The 20,300-nt window shown below is 42.3% G+C and carries 20 protein-coding genes; 4 read left to right on the plus strand and 16 right to left on the minus strand.

Annotated elements, in window-relative coordinates; translation table 11 throughout:
• The first annotated feature begins 507 nt into the window (after positions 1 to 507).
• From C9J12_RS01550 to C9J12_RS01565, 4 genes are all read left to right on the plus strand, one after another.
• On the plus strand, positions 508 to 1,080 hold the full coding sequence (locus C9J12_RS01550; RefSeq protein ID WP_041394664.1) for a sigma-70 family RNA polymerase sigma factor: 573 nt from the start codon (positions 508 to 510) through the stop codon (positions 1,078 to 1,080).
• The gene (locus C9J12_RS01555; RefSeq protein ID WP_107241095.1) at positions 1,067 to 1,780 is read left to right on the plus strand and encodes a DUF3379 domain-containing protein; all 714 of its coding nucleotides are present in this window, start codon (positions 1,067 to 1,069) and stop codon (positions 1,778 to 1,780) included. Before C9J12_RS01550 ends, C9J12_RS01555 begins: the two co-directional genes overlap by 14 nt.
• Before the next feature lie 317 nt (positions 1,781 to 2,097).
• Positions 2,098 to 3,348, plus strand: a complete 1,251-nt coding sequence (locus C9J12_RS01560) for an outer membrane protein transport protein (protein ID WP_107241096.1) — start codon at positions 2,098 to 2,100, stop codon at positions 3,346 to 3,348.
• A gap of 355 nt (positions 3,349 to 3,703) precedes the next feature.
• A complete protein-coding gene (locus C9J12_RS01565; RefSeq protein WP_107241097.1) occupies positions 3,704 to 4,990 on the plus strand; it encodes an outer membrane protein transport protein in 1,287 nt (428 codons plus the stop codon).
• 113 nt (positions 4,991 to 5,103) lie between these two features.
• Here the strand turns inward: C9J12_RS01565 and C9J12_RS01570 are convergent, their stop codons facing one another.
• The 16 genes from C9J12_RS01570 to C9J12_RS01645 all read right to left on the minus strand — a co-directional run bounded on the left by C9J12_RS01570 (position 5,104) and on the right by C9J12_RS01645 (position 20,294).
• Positions 5,104 to 5,916, minus strand: a complete 813-nt coding sequence (locus tag C9J12_RS01570) for an MlaA family lipoprotein (RefSeq protein WP_407675667.1) — start codon at positions 5,914 to 5,916, stop codon at positions 5,104 to 5,106.
• Between the two features lie 71 nt (positions 5,917 to 5,987).
• Complete coding sequence (ccmI, locus tag C9J12_RS01575; protein ID WP_107241099.1) at positions 5,988 to 7,259, minus strand: c-type cytochrome biogenesis protein CcmI; 1,272 nt, start codon at positions 7,257 to 7,259, stop codon at positions 5,988 to 5,990.
• Positions 7,256 to 7,783, minus strand: coding sequence for a cytochrome c-type biogenesis protein (locus C9J12_RS01580; RefSeq protein WP_107241100.1), 528 nt, complete (start codon positions 7,781 to 7,783; stop codon positions 7,256 to 7,258). The genes ccmI and C9J12_RS01580 overlap by 4 nt, the downstream gene beginning before the upstream one ends.
• Positions 7,780 to 8,334, minus strand: coding sequence for a DsbE family thiol:disulfide interchange protein (locus C9J12_RS01585; protein ID WP_041393942.1), 555 nt, complete (start codon positions 8,332 to 8,334; stop codon positions 7,780 to 7,782). Before C9J12_RS01585 ends, C9J12_RS01580 begins: the two co-directional genes overlap by 4 nt.
• Entirely contained in the window at positions 8,327 to 10,315 is a 1,989-nt protein-coding gene (locus C9J12_RS01590) for a heme lyase CcmF/NrfE family subunit (protein WP_107241101.1), read from the minus strand. Before C9J12_RS01590 ends, C9J12_RS01585 begins: the two co-directional genes overlap by 8 nt.
• Entirely contained in the window at positions 10,312 to 10,797 is a 486-nt protein-coding gene (gene ccmE / locus C9J12_RS01595; RefSeq protein ID WP_107241102.1) for a cytochrome c maturation protein CcmE, read from the minus strand. Before ccmE ends, C9J12_RS01590 begins: the two co-directional genes overlap by 4 nt.
• On the minus strand, positions 10,794 to 11,000 hold the full coding sequence (gene ccmD / locus C9J12_RS01600) for a heme exporter protein CcmD (protein ID WP_107241103.1): 207 nt from the start codon (positions 10,998 to 11,000) through the stop codon (positions 10,794 to 10,796). Before ccmD ends, ccmE begins: the two co-directional genes overlap by 4 nt.
• Before the next feature lie 7 nt (positions 11,001 to 11,007).
• Positions 11,008 to 11,739, minus strand: a complete 732-nt coding sequence (locus C9J12_RS01605) for a heme ABC transporter permease (protein ID WP_107241104.1) — start codon at positions 11,737 to 11,739, stop codon at positions 11,008 to 11,010.
• Positions 11,740 to 11,905: 166 nt separating this feature from the next.
• On the minus strand, positions 11,906 to 12,574 hold the full coding sequence (gene ccmB, locus C9J12_RS01610) for a heme exporter protein CcmB (RefSeq protein ID WP_107241105.1): 669 nt from the start codon (positions 12,572 to 12,574) through the stop codon (positions 11,906 to 11,908).
• Between the two features lie 5 nt (positions 12,575 to 12,579).
• Entirely contained in the window at positions 12,580 to 13,230 is a 651-nt protein-coding gene (ccmA, locus tag C9J12_RS01615; RefSeq protein ID WP_107241106.1) for a cytochrome c biogenesis heme-transporting ATPase CcmA, read from the minus strand.
• Positions 13,231 to 13,857: 627 nt separating this feature from the next.
• Positions 13,858 to 14,292, minus strand: coding sequence for a DUF2802 domain-containing protein (locus C9J12_RS01620; protein ID WP_107241107.1), 435 nt, complete (start codon positions 14,290 to 14,292; stop codon positions 13,858 to 13,860).
• Positions 14,292 to 14,786: a chemotaxis protein CheW gene (locus tag C9J12_RS01625; RefSeq protein WP_006230992.1), complete on the minus strand. Its 495-nt coding sequence runs from the start codon at positions 14,784 to 14,786 to the stop codon at positions 14,292 to 14,294. The genes C9J12_RS01620 and C9J12_RS01625 overlap by 1 nt, the downstream gene beginning before the upstream one ends.
• Before the next feature lie 23 nt (positions 14,787 to 14,809).
• The gene (locus C9J12_RS01630; protein WP_107241108.1) at positions 14,810 to 16,003 is read right to left on the minus strand and encodes a chemotaxis protein CheW; all 1,194 of its coding nucleotides are present in this window, start codon (positions 16,001 to 16,003) and stop codon (positions 14,810 to 14,812) included.
• Positions 15,993 to 16,772: a ParA family protein gene (locus tag C9J12_RS01635; RefSeq protein ID WP_107241109.1), complete on the minus strand. Its 780-nt coding sequence runs from the start codon at positions 16,770 to 16,772 to the stop codon at positions 15,993 to 15,995. The genes C9J12_RS01630 and C9J12_RS01635 overlap by 11 nt, the downstream gene beginning before the upstream one ends.
• Positions 16,773 to 16,782: 10 nt before the next feature.
• Entirely contained in the window at positions 16,783 to 17,967 is a 1,185-nt protein-coding gene (locus C9J12_RS01640) for a protein-glutamate methylesterase/protein-glutamine glutaminase (RefSeq protein ID WP_107241110.1), read from the minus strand.
• Between the two features lie 86 nt (positions 17,968 to 18,053).
• A complete protein-coding gene (locus C9J12_RS01645; RefSeq protein WP_107241111.1) occupies positions 18,054 to 20,294 on the minus strand; it encodes a chemotaxis protein CheA in 2,241 nt (746 codons plus the stop codon).
• Positions 20,295 to 20,300 lie beyond the last annotated feature (6 nt).

The following is a 20,300-nucleotide window of genomic DNA, read 5'->3' on the forward strand; positions in this document are numbered from 1 at the left end:
TAAGATATGAATATTAGTTAAGACAAAGAGATAACAAAGAGATAAGTCAGTACGAAGAAAGCCGATATACTGTGCAGGAATGGCTTGGGGGGGAACTAAATCAAGCTGGTACAACTTAACATCCTATACTTTTCTTTAGACAAAAAAAAACCATACCCTAAGGTATGGTCACTATCGCATAGACAGTTAAAAACCATCTAATCTAAGTATTAAGTCAATTAACATAAAGCCAATTGCAAATCAGGATAAACCTGATAAGAGAAAGTAAAGTCAGCCTTCAAAAGGAAGTTGTCATCTTGCTCAACAGACGATAAACACAGAATGTAATACTGTTCCACAGAAACTACATTCGTACTCATCATCAGATGACAGGGACTACTATAGCTTCCCGCTGAAGTCAGAGTTTGAACCAGATCAATTTTATGGCTGATTATTCATTTATTCGTGCATCCGATGAAAAAAACGAACAATAATCGTGATGTCGACACCAAATTAACGGGCAAATTCATGATTAAACAATTTTTCCGTAAGAAAACGCCAGATGCCACGGTCTCTGTAGATATGAATAAACAAAGACGTTATGAAGCCCTTGTCAGGGCGTGGCATCGAGACTTATACCGTTATGCATATTGGCTATGCCATGATCCCCATATAGCAGAGGATCTGGTGCAAGAAACATGCTTGAGGGCTTGGCGTTCTTTAGATAGCCTGCAAGATGACAAAGCAGCAAAATCATGGTTGATTACAATTTTACGCCGAGAAAATGCACGGCGTTTTGAGCGAAAACAACTCGATCTTGTCAACATTGATGACTATGCCATTGCTGATACCCATCAACAGGGAACAGAAATGGAAATGGAACAACAGATGTTGCACCGTCAAATTATGAAGCTCGCACCTGAATATCGAGAGCCTCTCGTTTTACAAGTAATGGCCGGTTTTAATGGTGATGAAATTGCAGAAATATTGGGGTTAAACCGGAACACGGTGATGACACGTTTATTTCGCGCGAGAAATCAGTTAAAAGACCAAATAGAAAAGCAATCTGAGCGGAGGGATCACCATAATGGACGATCTTGAATTCCGTCGTCGAATTCTGGCTGATCCAAACGATAACAGCCCAGATTTGTCGGCAGCCAGAAATGAATCGATAGTCAATCGAAAGTTATACGATGAGCTATTGCAATTAGATGCCCAGCTAGAAAAAGCCATGAAGGTCGATGTGCCCGATGACTTAGCCGATCGCATTCTATTTCATCAATCTGGGCAACCTAACGAAAAACCCAAAAGTAATCGTTTCCATATGGCTATTGCGGCATCCGTTGCGTTAGCTGTCGGTATAATGATCGGTCAGTTTAATCACTTTGCACTGCCTTCTGCACAAGCTGCGGGCATTGGGCAGATTGCGCTACAACATATCCACACCGAAGCGCCTTTTGTTAATACTGTTGATGAATCTGTTAGCTTGCAGCAAGTGAACGCGAAATTGTTACCCTTTGGTCCAAGCTTAAGTGATTTACCCGGACATGTTTCCTATGTAAACCACTGCGGGTTTGGTGACAAAAATGCGTTGCACATGGTGATGGAGACACCACAAGGTAAAGTCACGGTTTTCATCGTACCTGAAGTAAGCAAAACCATGACAGCATTTAACGACAAGCAAATGGATGGCATTGTAATGCCGATTAAAAATGCGAGCTTAATTGTGGTCGGTGAAAAAGGGCAAGACGTTATGCCTATTATTAAAAGCATCGAATCGGATTTATACTGGCAAATTTAACCATCTAGTCAGCCAAATGTAACTTCAAACCTTATACTGCTTAAAAGCCATCATTAGTTAAAATAATGATGGCTTTTTTATTCCCATCAGTCATAGCACAAGTATTTATGTTACACCTGTTGCATATTTGGCGATTGCTCATCCACCATTCCACTCAATTTATGTACAATCCCCCTCGTCAAGCATTAACTTATCTATAACAATCAACAAACTAACAACTGGTCAGATTTGATAGATAGGCTAACACTCTTACAATCATCCGCGATCTATCAATATAGATAGACATGCAGTGTAAATGATTAGGAATAATAATAAATATGAACAAGAAGCGTCTGTTTACTAAAACGATGATTGCTGCAGCAATCACACTAACATCTCAGCAAGCTCTTTCTGCTGGTTTCCAACTTAACGCACAATCAGCAACTGGCCTTGGTCGCGCATTTGCTGGTGACGCCGTTATTGCTGATAACGCATCAGTAATGTCACGTAACGCCGCGGCAATGTCTTTATTCGATGCGCCTGCAATCTCGTTAGGTCTTAACGTTATTGATACGGACATTAATATTAAAAATGCCCAGTATTCAAATCCCCGCTCTGCAAATTCAGGTTCACTGGATGATCAGTCTGTTGGTGATTCAACTTTAGTTCCGAATATTTATTATATTCACCCAATAAATGACCAATGGGCAGTAGGTGCTGGAATTTACTCTAATTTTGGTACAAAAACTGAATTTAGTGATGACTATGCTGCCAATGAATTTGGTGGGTTAACTGATGTTAAGAGTGTAAACTTTGCATTAAGCGCTTCATACCGTATCAACCAACAATGGAGTGTTGGTGGTGGATTAGATGTTGTCTATGGTTCAGGAAAATTGAAGCGCTCTGTTAAAGTTGGTCCACCAACAGCTGAACAGAAAATAAATCTACTTGATGTTGATGCTGACGGTGTTGGTGTGGGTTGGAACGTAGGTACGGTATTTGAGCTAGATGACCGCAACCGCTTTGGTTTATCTTACCGCTATAGCCCAGAACTAGAAACTGAAGGTGACATGTCCTTTGCAGGCTCAACAAGCGGCAACCCAGATATCAGTAACGACAAATTAAAAATGCCACTACCTGATATGGCAGAGTTCTCTGGTTTCCACAAATTAAACGACAAATTTGCAGTCCACTATAGCGTACAATGGATTGGTTGGAGCTCATTCGACAAACTAGAAACCACTGGTGGTGATGTTCTTAACACTTACGAATGGAAAGACGGCTGGCACTATGCGTTAGGTGGCACTTACTACCTAAATAACGATTGGACTTTACGTACTGGTTATATGTATGACACCAGCGCACAAGATCAAAAAACATCGATTTCTGTACCAGATTCCGATCGTCAATGGTTCTCAGGTGGCTTTACTTACCACCTAGATGCAAAATCTAACATTGATTTCGGTCTAACCTACCTAATGGGTAAAGACGTTGATGTAAATGAAGTATCACCAGTCGGAACAACTATTTCGGCAACGACTCGTGCAAACGCATTGCTATACGGTATTCAGTACAGCCGTTCGTTCTAATTCCAGCGAACATATAACTGACTATATTATTAAGGGAGCCTTAGGCTCCCTTTTTTATTATCAATTTAACGCCTTGTTTATAGGCACTAAAGGCATATTCCTACCAAATAACAATCAATCACCTCTCACTTTCAGAGTACAGTTGAACGCTGAAACACGCTTTTACATACACACGTGTACGCTCAATTATCATTATTAAAAAATCATTGATGCTAATTTCATCGCATTATCACCACTAACTTTCGATTAATCAGCATAAATGTCCAATTAGTGCGCTATAACGAATAAAGAAATGAAGTATTTACTCTAAGTAGTATTATTCGCGGTATTAGAATTCAGCGAACAAAGCAGAACAATGAATAAGAATAAAATAACATTATCTTTAGCAGCAGCGTTAATACTGGGCATGAGTGCCAATACAATGGCGGCTGGTTTTCAACTTGCAGAATATTCAGCAACAGGCTTAGGCCGTGCGTTTGCTGGTGAAGCTGCAATGGCAGACAATGCTGGAGCACAATTTCGCAACCCAGCAATGCTGACTTACCTTGAGGGTACACAGTTCTCTATTGGAGCTATTTATGTCGATCCAAATATCGATGTTGAAGGCGAAGTAAATGGCACACAAACCAAAGCCAGCAATATTGCAAACTCAGCCGTTATTCCTAACTTCTACCTATCTCACCAACTTAACGACAAGGTATTTTTAGGTTTAGCGTTCGGTACTAACTACGGTATGGAAACTGAATTGGCAGGTGATTATCTTGCTACGCAATTTGGTAACCAAGCGAAAGTAATGTCGATTGAAATTAACCCAAACATTGCTTACAAAATCAATGAGCAGTTTAGTGTTGGTGGTGGTATCCGTTACGTTATGGGAGAGGGTCACTTTGGTGCAGCTGCATCTTCTGACATGCCACTTGCTCCAGGAGTTACAGTACCTAAAGGCGCAGACCTGAAGTACATGGAAGGTGATGATACAGCGTGGGGTTGGCAGGCGGGTGCCGCATGGCAAATCAATAAAAATAACCGCATTGGTTTCAACTACCGTTCTGAAGTTGAGTTGAACTTAACAGGTAGTGCTTCTGGGGCTATTTACGACCTCGAAGCACTAAAAAAAGGTAAAAAGCCAAGCGCAAGTTACGCGGGTAGCATGGCATTAACTTTACCTGCAACAGCAGAAATTGCGAGCTTTCACCAATTAACGAATAAGATTGCGGTACACGCTAGTTTTAACTGGACAGATTGGAGCAGCTTCGACAAGTTGGAAGCTAAAATCCCATCGCTATACGGTAATGATCCTGACCTGATTAAAGAAGAAAACTGGGAAGACAACTACCGCTTAGCTGTGGGTACAACTTACCAATACACGAACAAGCTCGTGCTGCGCTCAGGTATTGCTTACGATACATCAGCAGTAAGTGATGAGCACCGTACACAAACGATTCCAGAAACTGACCGCCTATGGCTGAGTATGGGTGCTGGCTACAACTGGTCACAAAACCTAACACTTGATGCAGGCTTCACGTACATCTTTGCCAAAGATGCACCAATGAACGAAGTGGATCCAAGCCTTGGACAATTTAAAGGTGAAACCACTGGTAACATATGGCTAGTGGGTGTACAAGCAAGCTACCGCTTCTAAAAATCAGCAAGCATTAACTTTAAAGTGATTTATAAAAAAGCGACCGATTTGGTCGCTTTTTTTAACCCATCAATATCTCTGCTTTTAGATACTAAAACTCTGGGCACTTACATTTAGTAATCGTCTATTTCATCTAAATAATCATCAAACTGTTCTTCATTTTCAGCTTCATCAACGGGAGTTTCGCCACCAGTCGCTCTGAAGTTTTTATGCTGGATATAAGCATCACGAGTAAATACATAAGGATCAGGAGAATCTTCTAGTAACGACTCTTGCTTAACTAACGCTGCACGATCTTCCATGCCTTCAAATGCCCACTTACCTAAACTCTGCCAAAACGTGAGTAAACTTAGTGGTAAATAAAGACCATCGGCAGCATCACCAACACCTTCACGTAAGGTAACGGGGCCATAAAACGGCACCATAAAATACGGCCCATTACCAACACCGTAGTAACCTAATGAGTCACCAAAAGCGCGACTGCTAGGGGGAGGAATATCCGCGGCAGAAGCAATATCGATCAAGCCTGCAATACCAAACACAGTATTAATCCAAAAACGGTTGAAATGAGCAACCGCATCTTCAGGGTTTTGCATAATAAAGCTATTTACCATGCTCGCAGGTTCATCAAGGTTTGCGAAAAAGTTAGCAATACCTAACCGAACAGGATTGGGCGTGTAATCAACATATGCCAGGGAAATAGGTCGTGCTAAATATGGGTCAAGATAATCATAATTTAAATCCCACATTACACGGTTGAACCCTTCTAATGGGTCATACACATCATTTACCGATTCGAATTCTTCAGCATTAATCTGTTCTGCAACATTTGTTGGTACTGTTTCTTTTTCCTGATTCTCAGGCGTATCAGCACAACCGACTAGGCTAGCTGTAAGCAAAACAGAAAAAATAATATTCTTAGTCAAGTGGTTACTCATTGATATAAAAAAGCAGGCTGGATAATGATATCCAGCCTGCTTCATTTGTGCCAGTAATGTTATTGATATTGTTTATTTATTGTCACAATAGTAGAAGTACCTAACGATAATACATCACTTTGTCCGTACCAATCGCCTTGCTTTGTCATCACATTTCCATCTGAATCAATTCGTGCTTTCACAATCATTTCAGATAAAGACGACATCTTACGCTCTGGAATCATACTGTCTTTATCATCTAGCGTTACCGTTATAGGGAACTGAGATGAAAGCGGCATACGACGAGCTGCAATCGGCATAGGTGCACCATCAGCAGAATGAACTGAAAGAATAAGGAAACCTTGTGCCGGTAATAATACAGCAGGATCGAGCGCAACATTAACCGTTACACTATCAGCTGGAACATCAACCGCACTCACTTTATCAGTTACACTACCACCTGAAACATCTACCGTACTCACTTTATCAATACGTGCTTGTGCTCGCTCAATACTACGAGTCAACATATTTGCGCGCGGATCATTCTCCCCTATGACATTTTTCATCATGGTCCAATATGACACTGCCTGCTGGTACTCATTTCGCTCAAAAGCATCAAAGGCAAGTAATGACAATGCACGAACATCACTTGGATCGCGCTGCACGACTGAACGCAGTATCTGACGAGCAAAGTCACCTTGGTTAGGATCACCAACCAACATAAGCGTTTGCGCGTAACCTACCTTAATTTCAGGGTTGCCAGGATCAAGCTTATAAGCACGAAGCATTGCACCTTGTGACGTTTCAGCATCACGGTTCGCCATGCCAATACGCCCCAGTAATAGCCAACCAGTCGCATCATTTGGGGTATCGTGTAAACGAGTACGCAAAGCTAGTGTTAAGTCATCCATTTCTTGATCACTTAACGGTTCTGCATTTTGATCATCCATTAAACGCTTTGACAGGTCAGGTAAACGCGATACCGTCTCTTGCCAAGCTTCAACTTTATTCAAGCTGCCCACGCTTAAGTACATGCCGTAACAGATACCCACAAGCAAAATCAGACCAGGAAGCACCATTAATGGGCTAATTCCAACGGCTTGTTGTTTCGCCTGCATAGGTACATCATCAAGTAATGACTGTTGCAGTTCAGAAACCAGCTCATCTTGATTAACGACCAAGCCTTCACTGTTTTCTTCCTCTAGTTCGCTAATACGATCTTTAAAGAAAGCTTTATTCAGTTCATCACGGCTAGCTACATCGTCTTGTTCTTTCCCTTTGTACATAGGAATAACAAAAATAGCGCCTGCAATTAAAACCAAAATAACTGTTACAATCCAAAACAGTGTCATGATTTCACCTTACCGTTTTTATTCTGAGGGTGTTGATCCGCTTTTTCTTGCTGCTCCATCTCATTTAATAATTCTTTGAGACGTACTTCTTCATCTGCAGCCAGCTTAATTTTACTCTTCGCATCTTCAGTCTTACGAGAGCGAACAACTAACACAGTGAAACCAACAAGGATGAATAAGAAAGGTCCCATCCACAGAACTAAGGTAGAAGCCATCAACGGTGGATCATATGTTACGAAGTTACCGTAACGCGCAATCATGTAGTCAATAACTTCTTGTTTACTCTTGCCTTCTTCTAACATTTCAAACACTTTTTGACGCATATCTTGCGCCAATGTCGCGTTAGAATCGGCAATCGTATTGTTCTGGCACTTAGGGCAACGAAGAGTTGCTGTCAGATCTTGAAACGTTTTCTCTTCTTTAGCACTGTTAAACTTATAAACATCAATAGATGCTAAAGCGGGTAGTGCTGAAGTAACGATTAAGCCAAAAGCAAAAAACATGGCAATCACACGTTTCATCATCCTTTCGCTTCCTCTTGAAGTGCTTTAAACATTGGTTCTAATGTTTCAGCCCAGTTTCGTGGGTTTACATCACCAACATGACGATAACGAACAATACCTTTAGCATCGATAAGGAATGTTTCTGGTGCACCATATACACCTAAATCCATTCCTAACATACCGTTACCATCGAACAAACTATGAATGTAAGGGTTACCTAACTCATTAAGCCATTGAACTGCTTTTAGACGTTCGTCTTTGTAGTTCAAGCCAATAATTTTAACCCCTTGGCCTGCTAACTCATTAAGGTATTTATGCTCGGCATAACAGGTAGGACACCACGTTGCCCATACATTCAACAGTAGTGGCTCACCTTTAAAAATGTCTTGCTCGTAAAGTTTACCCGCTTCGACCAAGTCTTCTAGTTTAAAGTTTGGTACAGGTTTACCCACTAGCACAGATTCTAGTTTTGTCGGATCGTCGCCACCCGCATTACGTGTAAGTTGAATCATGAAAATAACAGCTAATGCTAAAAACAACGCCAAAGGTATAAATAAAATTTTCTTATTCATTAGTTACCTCTGCTTGCTTAATTGTTGACCCTGTTTTCTCACTTGCTTTTTTACGAAAACGGTAGCGTTTATCACTAATTGCAATTGCACCACCAAGCCCCATTAATGCGGCACCAAACCAGATCCAATTAATAAACGGTTTGTAGTAAATACGCACAGCCCAAGCGTGATCATCCAGTTTTTCACCCATCGCAACATACAGGTCGCGGGTAACACCACTATCAATAGCCGCTTCAGTCATCATTGACCCAGCAGTACTGTAGAAGCGTTTCTCAGCATGCAATGTCGTTACCGACTTACCATTACGCGTAACAGTAAAGTCTGCAATGTAACCATCGTAATTTGGCCCATCAGCATCACGTAAGCCGTCAAAGTAGAAATCGTAACCTTGAACTTGCGTTGTTTCACCTGGTGCTAAACGAACATCACGCTCTAGATCGTAATTCGATACGAGTGTTATACCGATAACCGATACCGCTAGACCCATATGGCCCAATATCATTGCCCAGTGACTACGACCCAACTTACCTAAGCCGGTCATAAAGCTATGACGGTGTGTTGCACGTTGATATAACTCAAAGCCGTGCATTGTGACGATCCAAATAGACATTGTTAAACCAAGTACAGCCATTGGTTCTAATGAATCAGTAAAAATAGCAATACATGCAAAGGCTAAAGGTAACGTTATTGCACCAGAAATCAGCATTGGTTTACGTACATTAGCGACTTCGTCACGCTTCCAACGAACCAACGGACCGATACCTAAAAGAAAGGCAAACGGAATCATTAACCATGTAAACAAGGTATTGAAGAAAGGCACACCAATCGAGACGGAACCTAAACCAATTTGCTTGTGCACTAATGGTAGTAATGTACCGATAAGTACCACTAACAATGCTGCTATTAACAAAATGTTGTTGGAAAGCAGTAAATTTTCGCGGGAGAACAAACTGTAACTACCGCGTGATTTAATTTTGCCACCGCGTAATGCGTACAGTAGTAATGAACCACCAATAACAACGATCAAGAAGCCTAGAATAAACATGCCACGAGCCGGATCAGACGCAAATGCGTGAACCGAGACTAAAACACCTGAACGAACTAAGAACGTACCTAACAAGCTTAAAGAAAAAGCTGAAATAGCTAATAAAACGGTCCACGCTTTAAACGTGCCACGTTTCTCGGTAACCGCTAATGAATGCATTAACGCAGTACCTGCCAACCAAGGCATGAAAGAAGCATTTTCTACTGGATCCCAGAACCACCAGCCACCCCAGCCAAGTTCATAGTAAGCCCACCACGAACCTAGTGCGATACCTACTGTTAAAAATGACCATGCTGCAATTGTCCAAGGGCGAGACCAACGAGCCCATGCAGTATCAAGACGACCAGTCATTAATGAAGCAATCGCAAAAGAGAATGCAACAGAGAAACCCACGTATCCCATGTAAAGCATAGGCGGGTGAATAATCAAACCTGGGTCTTGTAGAAGAGGATTAAGATCGCGACCATCTACAGGGAAATAAGGCAGTAGACGTAAGAATGGGTTAGAGGTAACAATGATAAACAGAAGGAAACCCACTGAAATCATTCCCATAACAGCCAAAACACGCGCCACAGATTCAAGAGGCATATCGCGGCTAAAGCGCGCAACAGCTGCAGCCCAACCAGCTTGAATCAATACCCATAATAGAAGGGAACCTTCGTGCCCACCCCATACGGCCGTAACTCGGTAATACCAAGGCAATAAGCTGTTTGAATTACTCGCGACATACGTCACCGTAAAATCGTTTGTATAGAAAGACCAACACAAGGCAAAAAACGACAATACCAGCATGCCGAAAGCGCCGTATGACAACGGTCGTGCCATACGCATCATTGGCTGATTACCAATAGAGGCACCATACAATGGATAGATGCTGGCCAAAGCTGATAGCCCCAACGCAACAATAAGGGCAAATTGCCCTATTTCAGGAATCATTGAACACTACCTTGTTTTTGTTCATCTGAATATTGAAGAGGTTCATGCGTCTTCTTCATCGCTTCAGCAATTTCTGGTGGCATATACTCTTCATCGTGTTTTGCTAACACTTCATGCGCTTCAATCGTTGTAGGATTAACCAACACACCTTGAGCAACAATGCCCTGCCCTTCGCGGAATAGATCAGGCAGAATACCGTTATAGGTAATCGTGACAGCAGGACCAACATCAGCAACATCAAATCTAACGATTAATGATTGTGGGTCACGCTTTACAGACCCTTCAACCACCATGCCGCCAATTCGTAAGCGTTGACCGATCTCTGGCTTCGTACCATCTGGCTTGCCCTGCACTAACTCTGTTGGTGTATAAAACAAATCCATATTTTGGCTTAATGCGTATAGCATTAGACCAATTGTTGCGCCGAGGCCAAAGACAAGCGCTACAGCTAACGTCAGGCGCTTTTTACGTCTCGGATTCATAGTGTGTTCTCCAATTTTTTAGCTTCTTCAATTCGTTGCTCTCGAGCCATTTTATTATGTATATCCGCCAGTAGGCGCTTTCTTCTATTTAGGCTCGACAATAAAACCCATAGTAATGCGATAGTCGAAATTCCGTATGCACCCCATACATAAGATGCATACCCTCCCATCGCTAAAAAGTCACTGAATGATTCAAAATGCATCTTGGCCTCACTTCACTAAGTTACGTACCCAAGGTCGATGACTTTCACGGGCAATAATTTCATTACGGAGACGTACTAACGTCACAGCACCAAAGAAACATCCGAAACCAATCACATTGATCAGTAAAGGCCAGAGCATGCTGGAATCCATTGATGGCTTTTCAAATTTGCTAATCGTTGCACCTTGATGCAGCGTATTCCACCACTCAACCGAGTAGTGAATAATTGGTAGGTTAATCACACCAACAATCGCTAAAATACCCGCTGCTTTTGCCGCTGTTTTTTGATCATCAAACGCACTATAAAGTGCAATAACACCAAGATATAAGAAAAGAAGAATGAGTTCTGATGTTAAACGCGCATCCCATACCCACCAAGCACCCCACATAGGCTTGCCCCAGATAGCGCCAGTTAGTAAGGCTATAAAGGTAAAAACAGCGCCAATAGGTGCCATGGCTGCAGCAGCCATATCAGACATTTTCACTTGCCATACCAGACCAATAAATGCAGCAATGGCCATTGATAAATATGCCCCCATCGACAACATTGCGGCAGGTACATGCAAATAGATGATACGGAAACTATCACCTTGCTGATAATCTGTAGGTGCGAACATTAACCCCCATATAGATCCTACAATCAGAGAGGAAAAGGCAATAATAGAAAACCATGGTAATAGCTTGCCGCATAAGCGGTAGCAATTTTCAGCTTTAGCGTAGGGATGTAACCACTTCCACATAAGTCCACTCTATTCAGTTTATAGTTGTAAGTACGTTGCAAATCTAAATGCATCTTTCATGCTAGAGATTAAAAGATAAATACCTCTGTTTGGCTATTTACACTTCTGATTCACCATTCATTGTCTTTGCTCAATAAATGGTTCTCCCTCATAAATTCAATATTCGTTAATTCACACTTATACGTAAAGATGCCGCCACAGCGAAAGGCGATAAGGTTGCCGAACCCACCAACATTGCCCCCATTAACGCGAGTTGCCCATTATATGCCATACCTAAACTTGCCGCTTCAATCGCTGAGGTTGCAAAGATAAGCACAGGTATATACAACGGCAAGATAAGCAGGCTCAGTAAAACGCCACCTTTTCTCAAACCAACTGTTAGTGCTACACCGATGGCACCTAAAAAGCTCAATGTAGGGGTACCGATAAGTAATGTCAGTACGACCGCTTTCCAAGTTACCCAGTCTAACGACAATAAAATCGCTAACAGCGGGCTAATAATCAACAACGGCACACCCGTTAACAACCAATGTGCGATCATTTTCGCTAACGCTAATGCTGGTAAAGGTGTCGGCATTAGTAACATTTGCTCTAGCGAACCGTCGACAAAATCATCACGAAATAAACGCTCTAGTGACAACAATGCAGCCAGTAACGCTGCAACCCATACTATGCCAGGCGCAATACGCGCTAATAAATTCGGCTCTGGACCAACGCTTAACGGAAATAACGTAATCACGATGATGAAGAACCACAGTGGATTAAAAACGTCAGCTTGACGTCGAAACGCGATGAGTAATTCACGTCGCACCACTTGAGTAATAGCTTTTATCATCCTTGTTACTGCCCTAGCTTGATTTTTCGTAAATGGTTGCTGTCTGCAAACATATCTTGGTGTGTTGTCAGCAAAACAATACCCCCTCGTTCTACATGAGAAAGGAACAGGCTTTCTAACACTTTTACACCTTGCTTATCAATGGCAGTAAGAGGTTCATCAAGAATCCATAATTTATGGTTGCTAATCCATAATCTTGCGAGTGCAACACGCCGTTGTTGCCCCGCAGATAATTGCCCAGCAAGTACATCTTCACGCCCAGCAAGACCAACTTGTGCTAACGCTTGCCATAAGCTTTCATCACCAAGCACGGGGGGCTTTCCACTCATGTCTTGGTCAATACTTTCATTATGCATGGCTTGAAAGAATGCTAAATTTTCGTAAGCTGTCAGCTCTCGCTTCACACCTGTTTGGTGTCCTAAAAACAACAAGTCTTGATAATAATCTTCACGAGCAGACTCAATACCTTCACTTTTCCAGCATACCTGCCCACTATCAGCACGCCCTAAACCAGCAATAATTCTTAATAATGTGGTTTTACCGGCACCGTTGTGGCCTTCTACTTGGATTAGCTCTCCAGAAGAAATCGTAAAACTCAAATTATCAAACAGTACACGCTCATCGCGAACACAACTTAGCTCTTCTACTGACAGCATATGAAATGATGCATCCTAAGTGACACAATTAATCTCGCATATTACCACATCGGCCTTCATTTTTGTTAGACGCTACGTTGCATAGATTTCGGATAAACCTAAGTAAATGTGATGTGGGTACGCATCTTTCACACCACAACGACCCCTATCGTAAAAAACGCCAATAAAGATAGACAACAGCAACCTAAAAAGGTGCAATCTTATACGTTTTTTTTGTCAAATCTCAATCGATTAACGTTACTGCAACATGTAATTTGAATAACAACTGCATTCACGAATTCAAATGTTAAACCAACAAGAAACATTCCTTTACACTTACCTACAGAAGTTGCAAATTAAGGAAGTCACTACCGAATACTAATGCATCATTTTTATATTTATAAACTAGCTAGATCGTTCAGAACCGTAATAAAGTCCTATTAAAATATTAGCGTAAAATCAATTTATTTGGACACAAAGCAAGAAAGTCCTAAAAATAATAATTCCGCGACTCATCTGTTTCTTACTTGAATTCTGCACTTATACCAATACCATATCGCTATAAACGAAAAAACCCCTCCCAAGAGGGAGAGGTTTTAATTATTCATATCACATTAACGTTCATTATCAATGAGTAATTAGATGCGATTATCTACGCCTTGGCGGTGTCATTTTCTGCTGAAGTCGAAGCAATAATTCTGCTTCCGCTTTAGGTAAATCACACTCTTGCATGAGCTCATTAACGTCAGCACCCAACTCAACCATTTTACTGGCTCGGCTATAGAGCTTACCTTCAGGATCTTGCATCGCCATCTCACCTTGTCGATCTGAAAGATCTTCAAGCTGCTGTGCCATATCTGCCATCTTTTGGCTCATACCCATCGTACCAGCGCGCAATTCGTTAAATTGTTTAGAAAAGCTTTCTTGCTGTTGACGGGCATTTTTTAGCACAACTTCAATCGCTGAAAATTTCATTTCTAACGCTTGGCGAGCTGCGCGTTCTCTGCGCACCATAACAATCGTAAAAATAATTGTAACCAGCGAAAACGCAACAGGTAGCCAAGGCATAATCTGGCTAAGCATTATAAGTAGGCCATCTCGTCCCATTCGTCATCTGATAATAATTTATTCAGATCAACGAGAATAAGTAGCTCTCCGTCACGGTTACTTACGCCTTGAATGAATTTCGAGCTCTCTTCCGTACCAACACTCGGCGTGCTATCAATTTCAGAGCTACGTAGATAAACAACTTCCGCTACACTATCGACTAAAATACCAATCACTTGCTTGTCAGCTTCAATAATCACAATACGGGTATTATCAGAAATTTCACCCGGCATTAAACCAAAGCGAGAACGCGTGTCGATCACTGTGACAACATTACCACGTAAATTAATAATACCTATCACATAATCAGGTGCACCGGGTACAGGCGCAATTTCTGAATAACGTAATACTTCACGTACCTGCATTACATTAATACCATAGGTTTCTGATTCCAACTGGAAAGTAACCCATTGTAAAACTTGATCGGTGCCGTCTTCTTTTTGGATCTCGGCTACGCTAACCTGCGACATACTGTTTCCTTTTAGTCTCACGCTCATACAATACTTTTAACATCTAACCCCTCATTTAACATCGAGATGAGAGCATTAACATGAATTAGAGCACACATTTTTTCTTTAACCATACCGGCAAGCCAAGGGCGTTTTCCCGCCTTCTCCCTCCACCGAACACTTTGTGAAGTCAGTACTTCAGTTCCATGGAGCTTATCACAAGCCAAACCCCATTTACTGTCACCTAACATCACGATATAACTAAAATCATCTTTATAATCGTCATTTTGCAGTTTGTCTGCCATCACCCAGCGAGCAGTATCAACCACATCGAATTGCTGCTCTTTGCTGGTAAGCAAGCCAAGATACCAAGCTGGCCGCCCCATTAGACGGTTTAAGTCCATCATTTGATGGATACCACCAAGCTCAGTCAATGCCACCGCAAAGGTAACACCACAGACTTCAAAAAATAACGCTTGAAAATCTTTTTCTTTATCTAACTGATGCCATTGCTCTGGTGGTTGCTCGCCACCAGCTTCCACTTGAACAGCAATATCTGTATCAGTTTCAGTTTCAGTTTCAGTTTCAGTTTTTTCAGATATTAATTCACTTGTGACGATGTCAATATCATCAGAGGTAGCACATTGCGTATCTTGTTGTGTCACCGTCAGTGATTCTGCGTCGATCTCTGCGGTACTGACACGCTCTGTTTCTATTTCAACCTCAGTTTCAACCTCAACCTCAACCTCAGTCTCAGTCTCAGTCTCAGTCTCAGTATCAGTATCAGTATCAGTATCAGAGTCTGTCGATATCGATGTCATTTGACTCAACAATCGCTGAACACTATCCAATTCTGCAAAATGTTCGTCACACGATGCCTCTTTTTCAAAAGCGCGAGGTGATTCAAGTAATACCTGTTCACTAAGACTTGCAGGTTGTGCTCTTACTGTGAGCACTGGCTCTGGTTTTGATGCAGATGTCCAGTCTAGCCCTTGATGTGTTTTTTTCGACCTGCGTTCTACATCGACTAAAATAGGTTGCTCAGCTAAAGCAGAAGATGCTGACTCTAATTGAGTACCAGTATCGTTATCTCTCGATTCAGCCAGTTGCTCAAAATCAAACGGAATACTAGTTTCATCAGAGACGACGTCATCTTCAACAACAGAAGACTCTACCAGTAAATCATTAAAATAATCATCCAGCGCTTGTTCACTGGATAAACGACTTTTATCGTTCATCTTGATCCAACCGCTCTAAATAATTTAATAATGTTTTATACGCAAAAACACCACGACAATTACGCGCAAACAGTGACGGTGGCATATGCTTCATACTTGCATCACGAAACTTCGTATCTATCGGTACTGCTGATGCCCATATTTGATCAGGAAAGCGCATTTTTAATTCTTGTAATGTCTGCAATGAGGCGCGTGTACGTTTGTCGTACATCGTGGGCACAATGCTTACCTTAAAACCTGATGGACGTGACTTTTGCATAATCTGTAGTGTTCGCATCATACGTTCAAGCCCTTTCATGGCTAGAAATTCGGTTTGAACGGGGATCAAAATACGATCACTGGCCGCTAATGCATTCACCATCATTACCCCTAATACCGGAGGGCAATCAATCAAGACATAATCATAATCGTCGATTAGGCTATTCAAGGCTTTTTTAAGCACTAACCCCATACCACCACGACTTCCCATTACGCGATCTAAGGTCGCCAGAGACATGTGAGCCGGAATAATATCAATATTTTCAAACGCTGTATTAAGAATCAAAGGCTGTACTGCGCTTCGAGTCACCTCAGGCAACTGAAATAAATCGAAAAGACTTGCAGGCAAAGAGTCCGAATCAAACTTTAAATATGTTGTCAACGAAGCATGCGGATCGGTGTCGACTAATAACACACGTTTTTGCCGCTCACTTAATAAACCAGCAAGAGTGACTGTCGTGGTCGTTTTACCGACACCACCCTTTTGATTAGCAATGCTCCAGATTTTCAAAGCCGACTCCTTACAGTCCAACTTCCACTAAAATACGTTCAGCAAAACGTTCTAATGGTAAATCTTCCGTTGAGATACCGGCTTTTGCAACAGCTTGCGGCATACCGTAAACCACACAACTTTCTTCATCTTGTGCCCAAACGGTTGAACCATGCGTTTTTAACATTCGCGCACCTTCACGCCCATCAGCCCCCATACCAGTAAGGATCATCGACAATACTTTATCGCTATAAACTTTAGCCGCAGAGCCAAATGTCACATCCACACACGGTTTATAGTTCATGCGATCGCCGCCATCCAATATGCGAAGGCGGGCAGAACCAGGTCTACCTTCAAGCATCATTTGCTTGCCACCTGGTGCTAAATAAGCGACACCAGCACGCAATGTATCGCCGTCTTCTGCTTCTTTCACACTAATTTTGCTCAGATTATTCAAACGAGCAGCAAATGCAGCAGTAAACGTTGCTGGCATGTGTTGAACTAACACAATTGGATACGGAAAGTTTGCAGGCAATTGCGTTAATATTTTTTGCAATGCAACAGGCCCTCCCGTCGACGTACCTATTGCCATCAATTGGTATTTCTTACCCGATGCTTTAAAGCGCGCCATTGGCTTCGCGGCTACGGCAGAGTGCATCGTTTGTCGAGTCGTCGAAGTCGGCGTTACGCGAGCCGTTGTTGTTCGCGCTGCTGTAGTTAAAGCAGCTTCGCGAGTTAATGCCGCATTGACAGGTGCTGAATGTCGGCTAACAGGCGCAACAGCGGGTGTCGTTCTTAGCGGGCGGCGCATAAACATGCGTTTACGTGCTAACTCGCCGACACGCTTTTGCAACAGACTAATTGCTTCATCGCGATTGCGTGCAATATCTTCAAATTTCTTAGGCAAGAAGTCTAAAGCACCCGCATCTAATGCATCCAGTGTCGCCTTTGCCCCTTCCTGGGTTAGCGATGAAAACATTAGAATAGGCGTAGGCAGTACCTTCATTATTTCCCGAACCGCTGTAATGCCATCCATTACAGGCATTTCAATGTCCATGGTAATAACGTCTGGTTGCAGTTTCTGTACTAATTCAACAGCTTCTTTGCCATTAACCGCATTGCCGATTACCTCTAAACGAGGATCTGCATTAATAATTTCACTTACTCGGCGACGGAAAAAACTGGAATCGTCCACCACCAAAACTTTAACTGTCATGTAGTTATAATCCCGTATCTACCTGATCTTAATGGTTAGGGGCATTGCCTTGCCCCTAACATTATAATAATGAGTGATCAGATTAATTAGTTGCCAGCGTAATGCTTTAATAAATTGGGCACATCAAGAATAAGTGCAATATGACCATCACTTGTAATGGTTGCACCTGCCATACCTGGCGTACCTTGAAGTAAATCATCAAGAGGCTTTATCACGACTTCTTCTTGACCAATTAACGTATCGACCACAAAGCCTACACGCTGGTGACCAATCTGCACGATAACAACATGGCCATGTACACGATCGCTCTTCATCGCTGCTCTACTACCCGACAACCAATCTTGGAGGTAAAACAGTGGAATCGCTTTATCACGCACAATGATGGTTAATTGCCCATCGACTTTATTCGTTTTACGCAGATCTAAATGGAAGATCTCATTCACACTCGCTAAAGGCAATGCAAAAGGCTGTTCAGAAACGCCAACCATCAAGGTCGGAAGTATGGCTAGAGTCAATGGAACTTTAATATCAATTCGGGTGCCTTTTCCTAAGGCGGAATCAATATAAATTGAACCATTTAATTGGTTAATCGCTGTTTTAACAACGTCCATACCCACACCACGACCCGAGATATCTGAAATCTCTTTTTTGGTCGAGAACCCCGGTGCAAAGATCAGGTTATAGGCTTCGTTATCTGATATTCGAGAGGCTGAATCGGCATCCATCACACCACGTTCGACTGCAATTGCACGTAATCTGTCAGCATCCATACCACCACCATCATCTTCAATGGTCAGCAATATGTGATCACCTTCTTGAGACGCTGATAGTAAGACAGTACCGACAAGAGGCTTACCTGTTTTTGCACGAACATCTGGCATTTCGATACCATGATCGACAGAGTTTCGCACCAAGTGAACCAATGGATCCGCTAGTGCTTCAACCAAATTTTTATCAAGATCGGTGTCTTCACCACGCATTTCCAACACGATGTCTTTCTTTAAGGTACGTGCTAAATCTCGTACGACGCGTGGGAATCGACCAAAGACTTTCTTGATTGGTTGCATGCGGGTTTTCATTACCGCACCTTGTAGATCAGCCGTGACTACATCAAGGTTAGCTACCGCTTTTGACATGTCTTCGTCATTATTGTTTAGCCCTAAACTGACTAAACGGTTTCTAACCAAAACAAGCTCACCCACCATATTCATAATGTTATCAAGCGTTGAGGTTTCTACACGCACAGTTGAATCTGCTTGGGCTTTCGGTTTTACTTTTTCAGGCATAACTTGCTGAGATTTACGTTCAGCAACTGGCTGAGAAATCACCGCTTCAGCAACTACCTGTGCAGTAGGCATAATAGATAATGGTTGAGTAACAGCTGGCGTATTACTTTCAGCTATCATTGTTTCAATAGATTTAGTCGCAGCTTCTAATTCTTCTTCTGACGGACCTTTACCACTACCATGTAATTCATCTAACAGACGTTCAAATTCATCATCTGACATTAAATCATCATCGCTAGCACCTACCTCTATTGGAGCTACTGCAACGGGAATCGGCTTGGCCGTCGATTCTGGCATCGTAGTTTGATTCAATACAGGGCTGTTCCCAACACCATGCAGTTCATCCAGTAAACGTTCAAATTCATCATCAGTGATATCACCGCTTTCTGCTTGAATTTGAGAAATCACACTAATGCCAGCAGCTGGTGCTGAGTCTGGCACATCAAGGCTAGCGGTTGGGCTCATACCTTGGCCGTGAAGTTCATCAAGCAGCCGATCAAATTCGTCTTGTGTCATATCATCGACTGAATCACCAGCCATAGCAGATGTATTACTCTGAGAGACTGGTGGCGTTACAGGTGATAACACGGGTGTTTCGACAACAGGAGCTGGTTCAGCAGCAACAATTGGCTGAGTCAGTTCTTCCGCAGTGGGCGCCTGACTGAAACGGTGCATCGCTTCAAGTAGACTCGGCTTTGCTGGGTCTAATGGCTTACTCTCTTGAACTTGCCCAAACATGATGTTGATGGCATCTAACGCTTCAAGAATAACATCCATCAGTTCAGGTGTTATCTTTCGTTTACCAGTTCGCAATAAGTCGAACACGTTTTCCGCACCGTGGCACGCATCAACGAGTTCAGCTAAAGAAAGAAAACCAGCACCGCCTTTTACTGTGTGAAATCCACGGAAAATAGCATTCAGTAAATCTGAATCATCAGGATTACGCTCTAGCTCAACGAGCTGCTCCGAAAGCAACTCTAAAATTTCCCCAGCTTCAATTAAAAAGTCCTGTAGGATATCTTCGTCTAAATCAAAGCTCATATTTTT

The organism is Photobacterium frigidiphilum (assembly GCF_003025615.1).
Taxonomy (GTDB): Bacteria; Pseudomonadota; Gammaproteobacteria; order Enterobacterales; family Vibrionaceae; genus Photobacterium; species Photobacterium frigidiphilum.

Bases quoted from the DNA above. Each gene is read 5' to 3' on its own strand.
- ccmB (WP_107241105.1), bottom strand. From the start codon at position 12,574: ATGATAAAAGCTATTACTCAAGTGGTGCGACGTGAATTACTCATCGCG.
- C9J12_RS01640 (WP_107241110.1), bottom strand. From the start codon at position 17,967: ATGACAGTTAAAGTTTTGGTGGTGGACGATTCCAGTTTTTTCCGTCGC.
- C9J12_RS01620 (WP_107241107.1), bottom strand. From the start codon at position 14,292: ATGCTTAGCCAGATTATGCCTTGGCTACCTGTTGCGTTTTCGCTGGTT.
- C9J12_RS01645 (WP_107241111.1), bottom strand. From the start codon at position 20,294: ATGAGCTTTGATTTAGACGAAGATATCCTACAGGACTTTTTAATTGAA.
- C9J12_RS01630 (WP_107241108.1), bottom strand. From the start codon at position 16,003: ATGAACGATAAAAGTCGTTTATCCAGTGAACAAGCGCTGGATGATTAT.
- ccmD (WP_107241103.1), bottom strand. From the start codon at position 11,000: ATGCATTTTGAATCATTCAGTGACTTTTTAGCGATGGGAGGGTATGCA.
- ccmA (WP_107241106.1), bottom strand. From the start codon at position 13,230: ATGCTGTCAGTAGAAGAGCTAAGTTGTGTTCGCGATGAGCGTGTACTG.
- C9J12_RS01585 (WP_041393942.1), bottom strand. From the start codon at position 8,334: ATGAATAAGAAAATTTTATTTATACCTTTGGCGTTGTTTTTAGCATTA.
- C9J12_RS01605 (WP_107241104.1), bottom strand. From the start codon at position 11,739: ATGTGGAAGTGGTTACATCCCTACGCTAAAGCTGAAAATTGCTACCGC.
- C9J12_RS01565 (WP_107241097.1), top strand. From the start codon at position 3,704: ATGAATAAGAATAAAATAACATTATCTTTAGCAGCAGCGTTAATACTG.
- C9J12_RS01555 (WP_107241095.1), top strand. From the start codon at position 1,067: ATGGACGATCTTGAATTCCGTCGTCGAATTCTGGCTGATCCAAACGAT.
- ccmE (WP_107241102.1), bottom strand. From the start codon at position 10,797: ATGAATCCGAGACGTAAAAAGCGCCTGACGTTAGCTGTAGCGCTTGTC.
- C9J12_RS01560 (WP_107241096.1), top strand. From the start codon at position 2,098: ATGAACAAGAAGCGTCTGTTTACTAAAACGATGATTGCTGCAGCAATC.
- C9J12_RS01550 (WP_041394664.1), top strand. From the start codon at position 508: ATGATTAAACAATTTTTCCGTAAGAAAACGCCAGATGCCACGGTCTCT.
- C9J12_RS01590 (WP_107241101.1), bottom strand. From the start codon at position 10,315: ATGATTCCTGAAATAGGGCAATTTGCCCTTATTGTTGCGTTGGGGCTA.
- ccmI (WP_107241099.1), bottom strand. From the start codon at position 7,259: ATGACACTGTTTTGGATTGTAACAGTTATTTTGGTTTTAATTGCAGGC.
- C9J12_RS01580 (WP_107241100.1), bottom strand. From the start codon at position 7,783: ATGATGAAACGTGTGATTGCCATGTTTTTTGCTTTTGGCTTAATCGTT.
- C9J12_RS01625 (WP_006230992.1), bottom strand. From the start codon at position 14,786: ATGTCGCAGGTTAGCGTAGCCGAGATCCAAAAAGAAGACGGCACCGAT.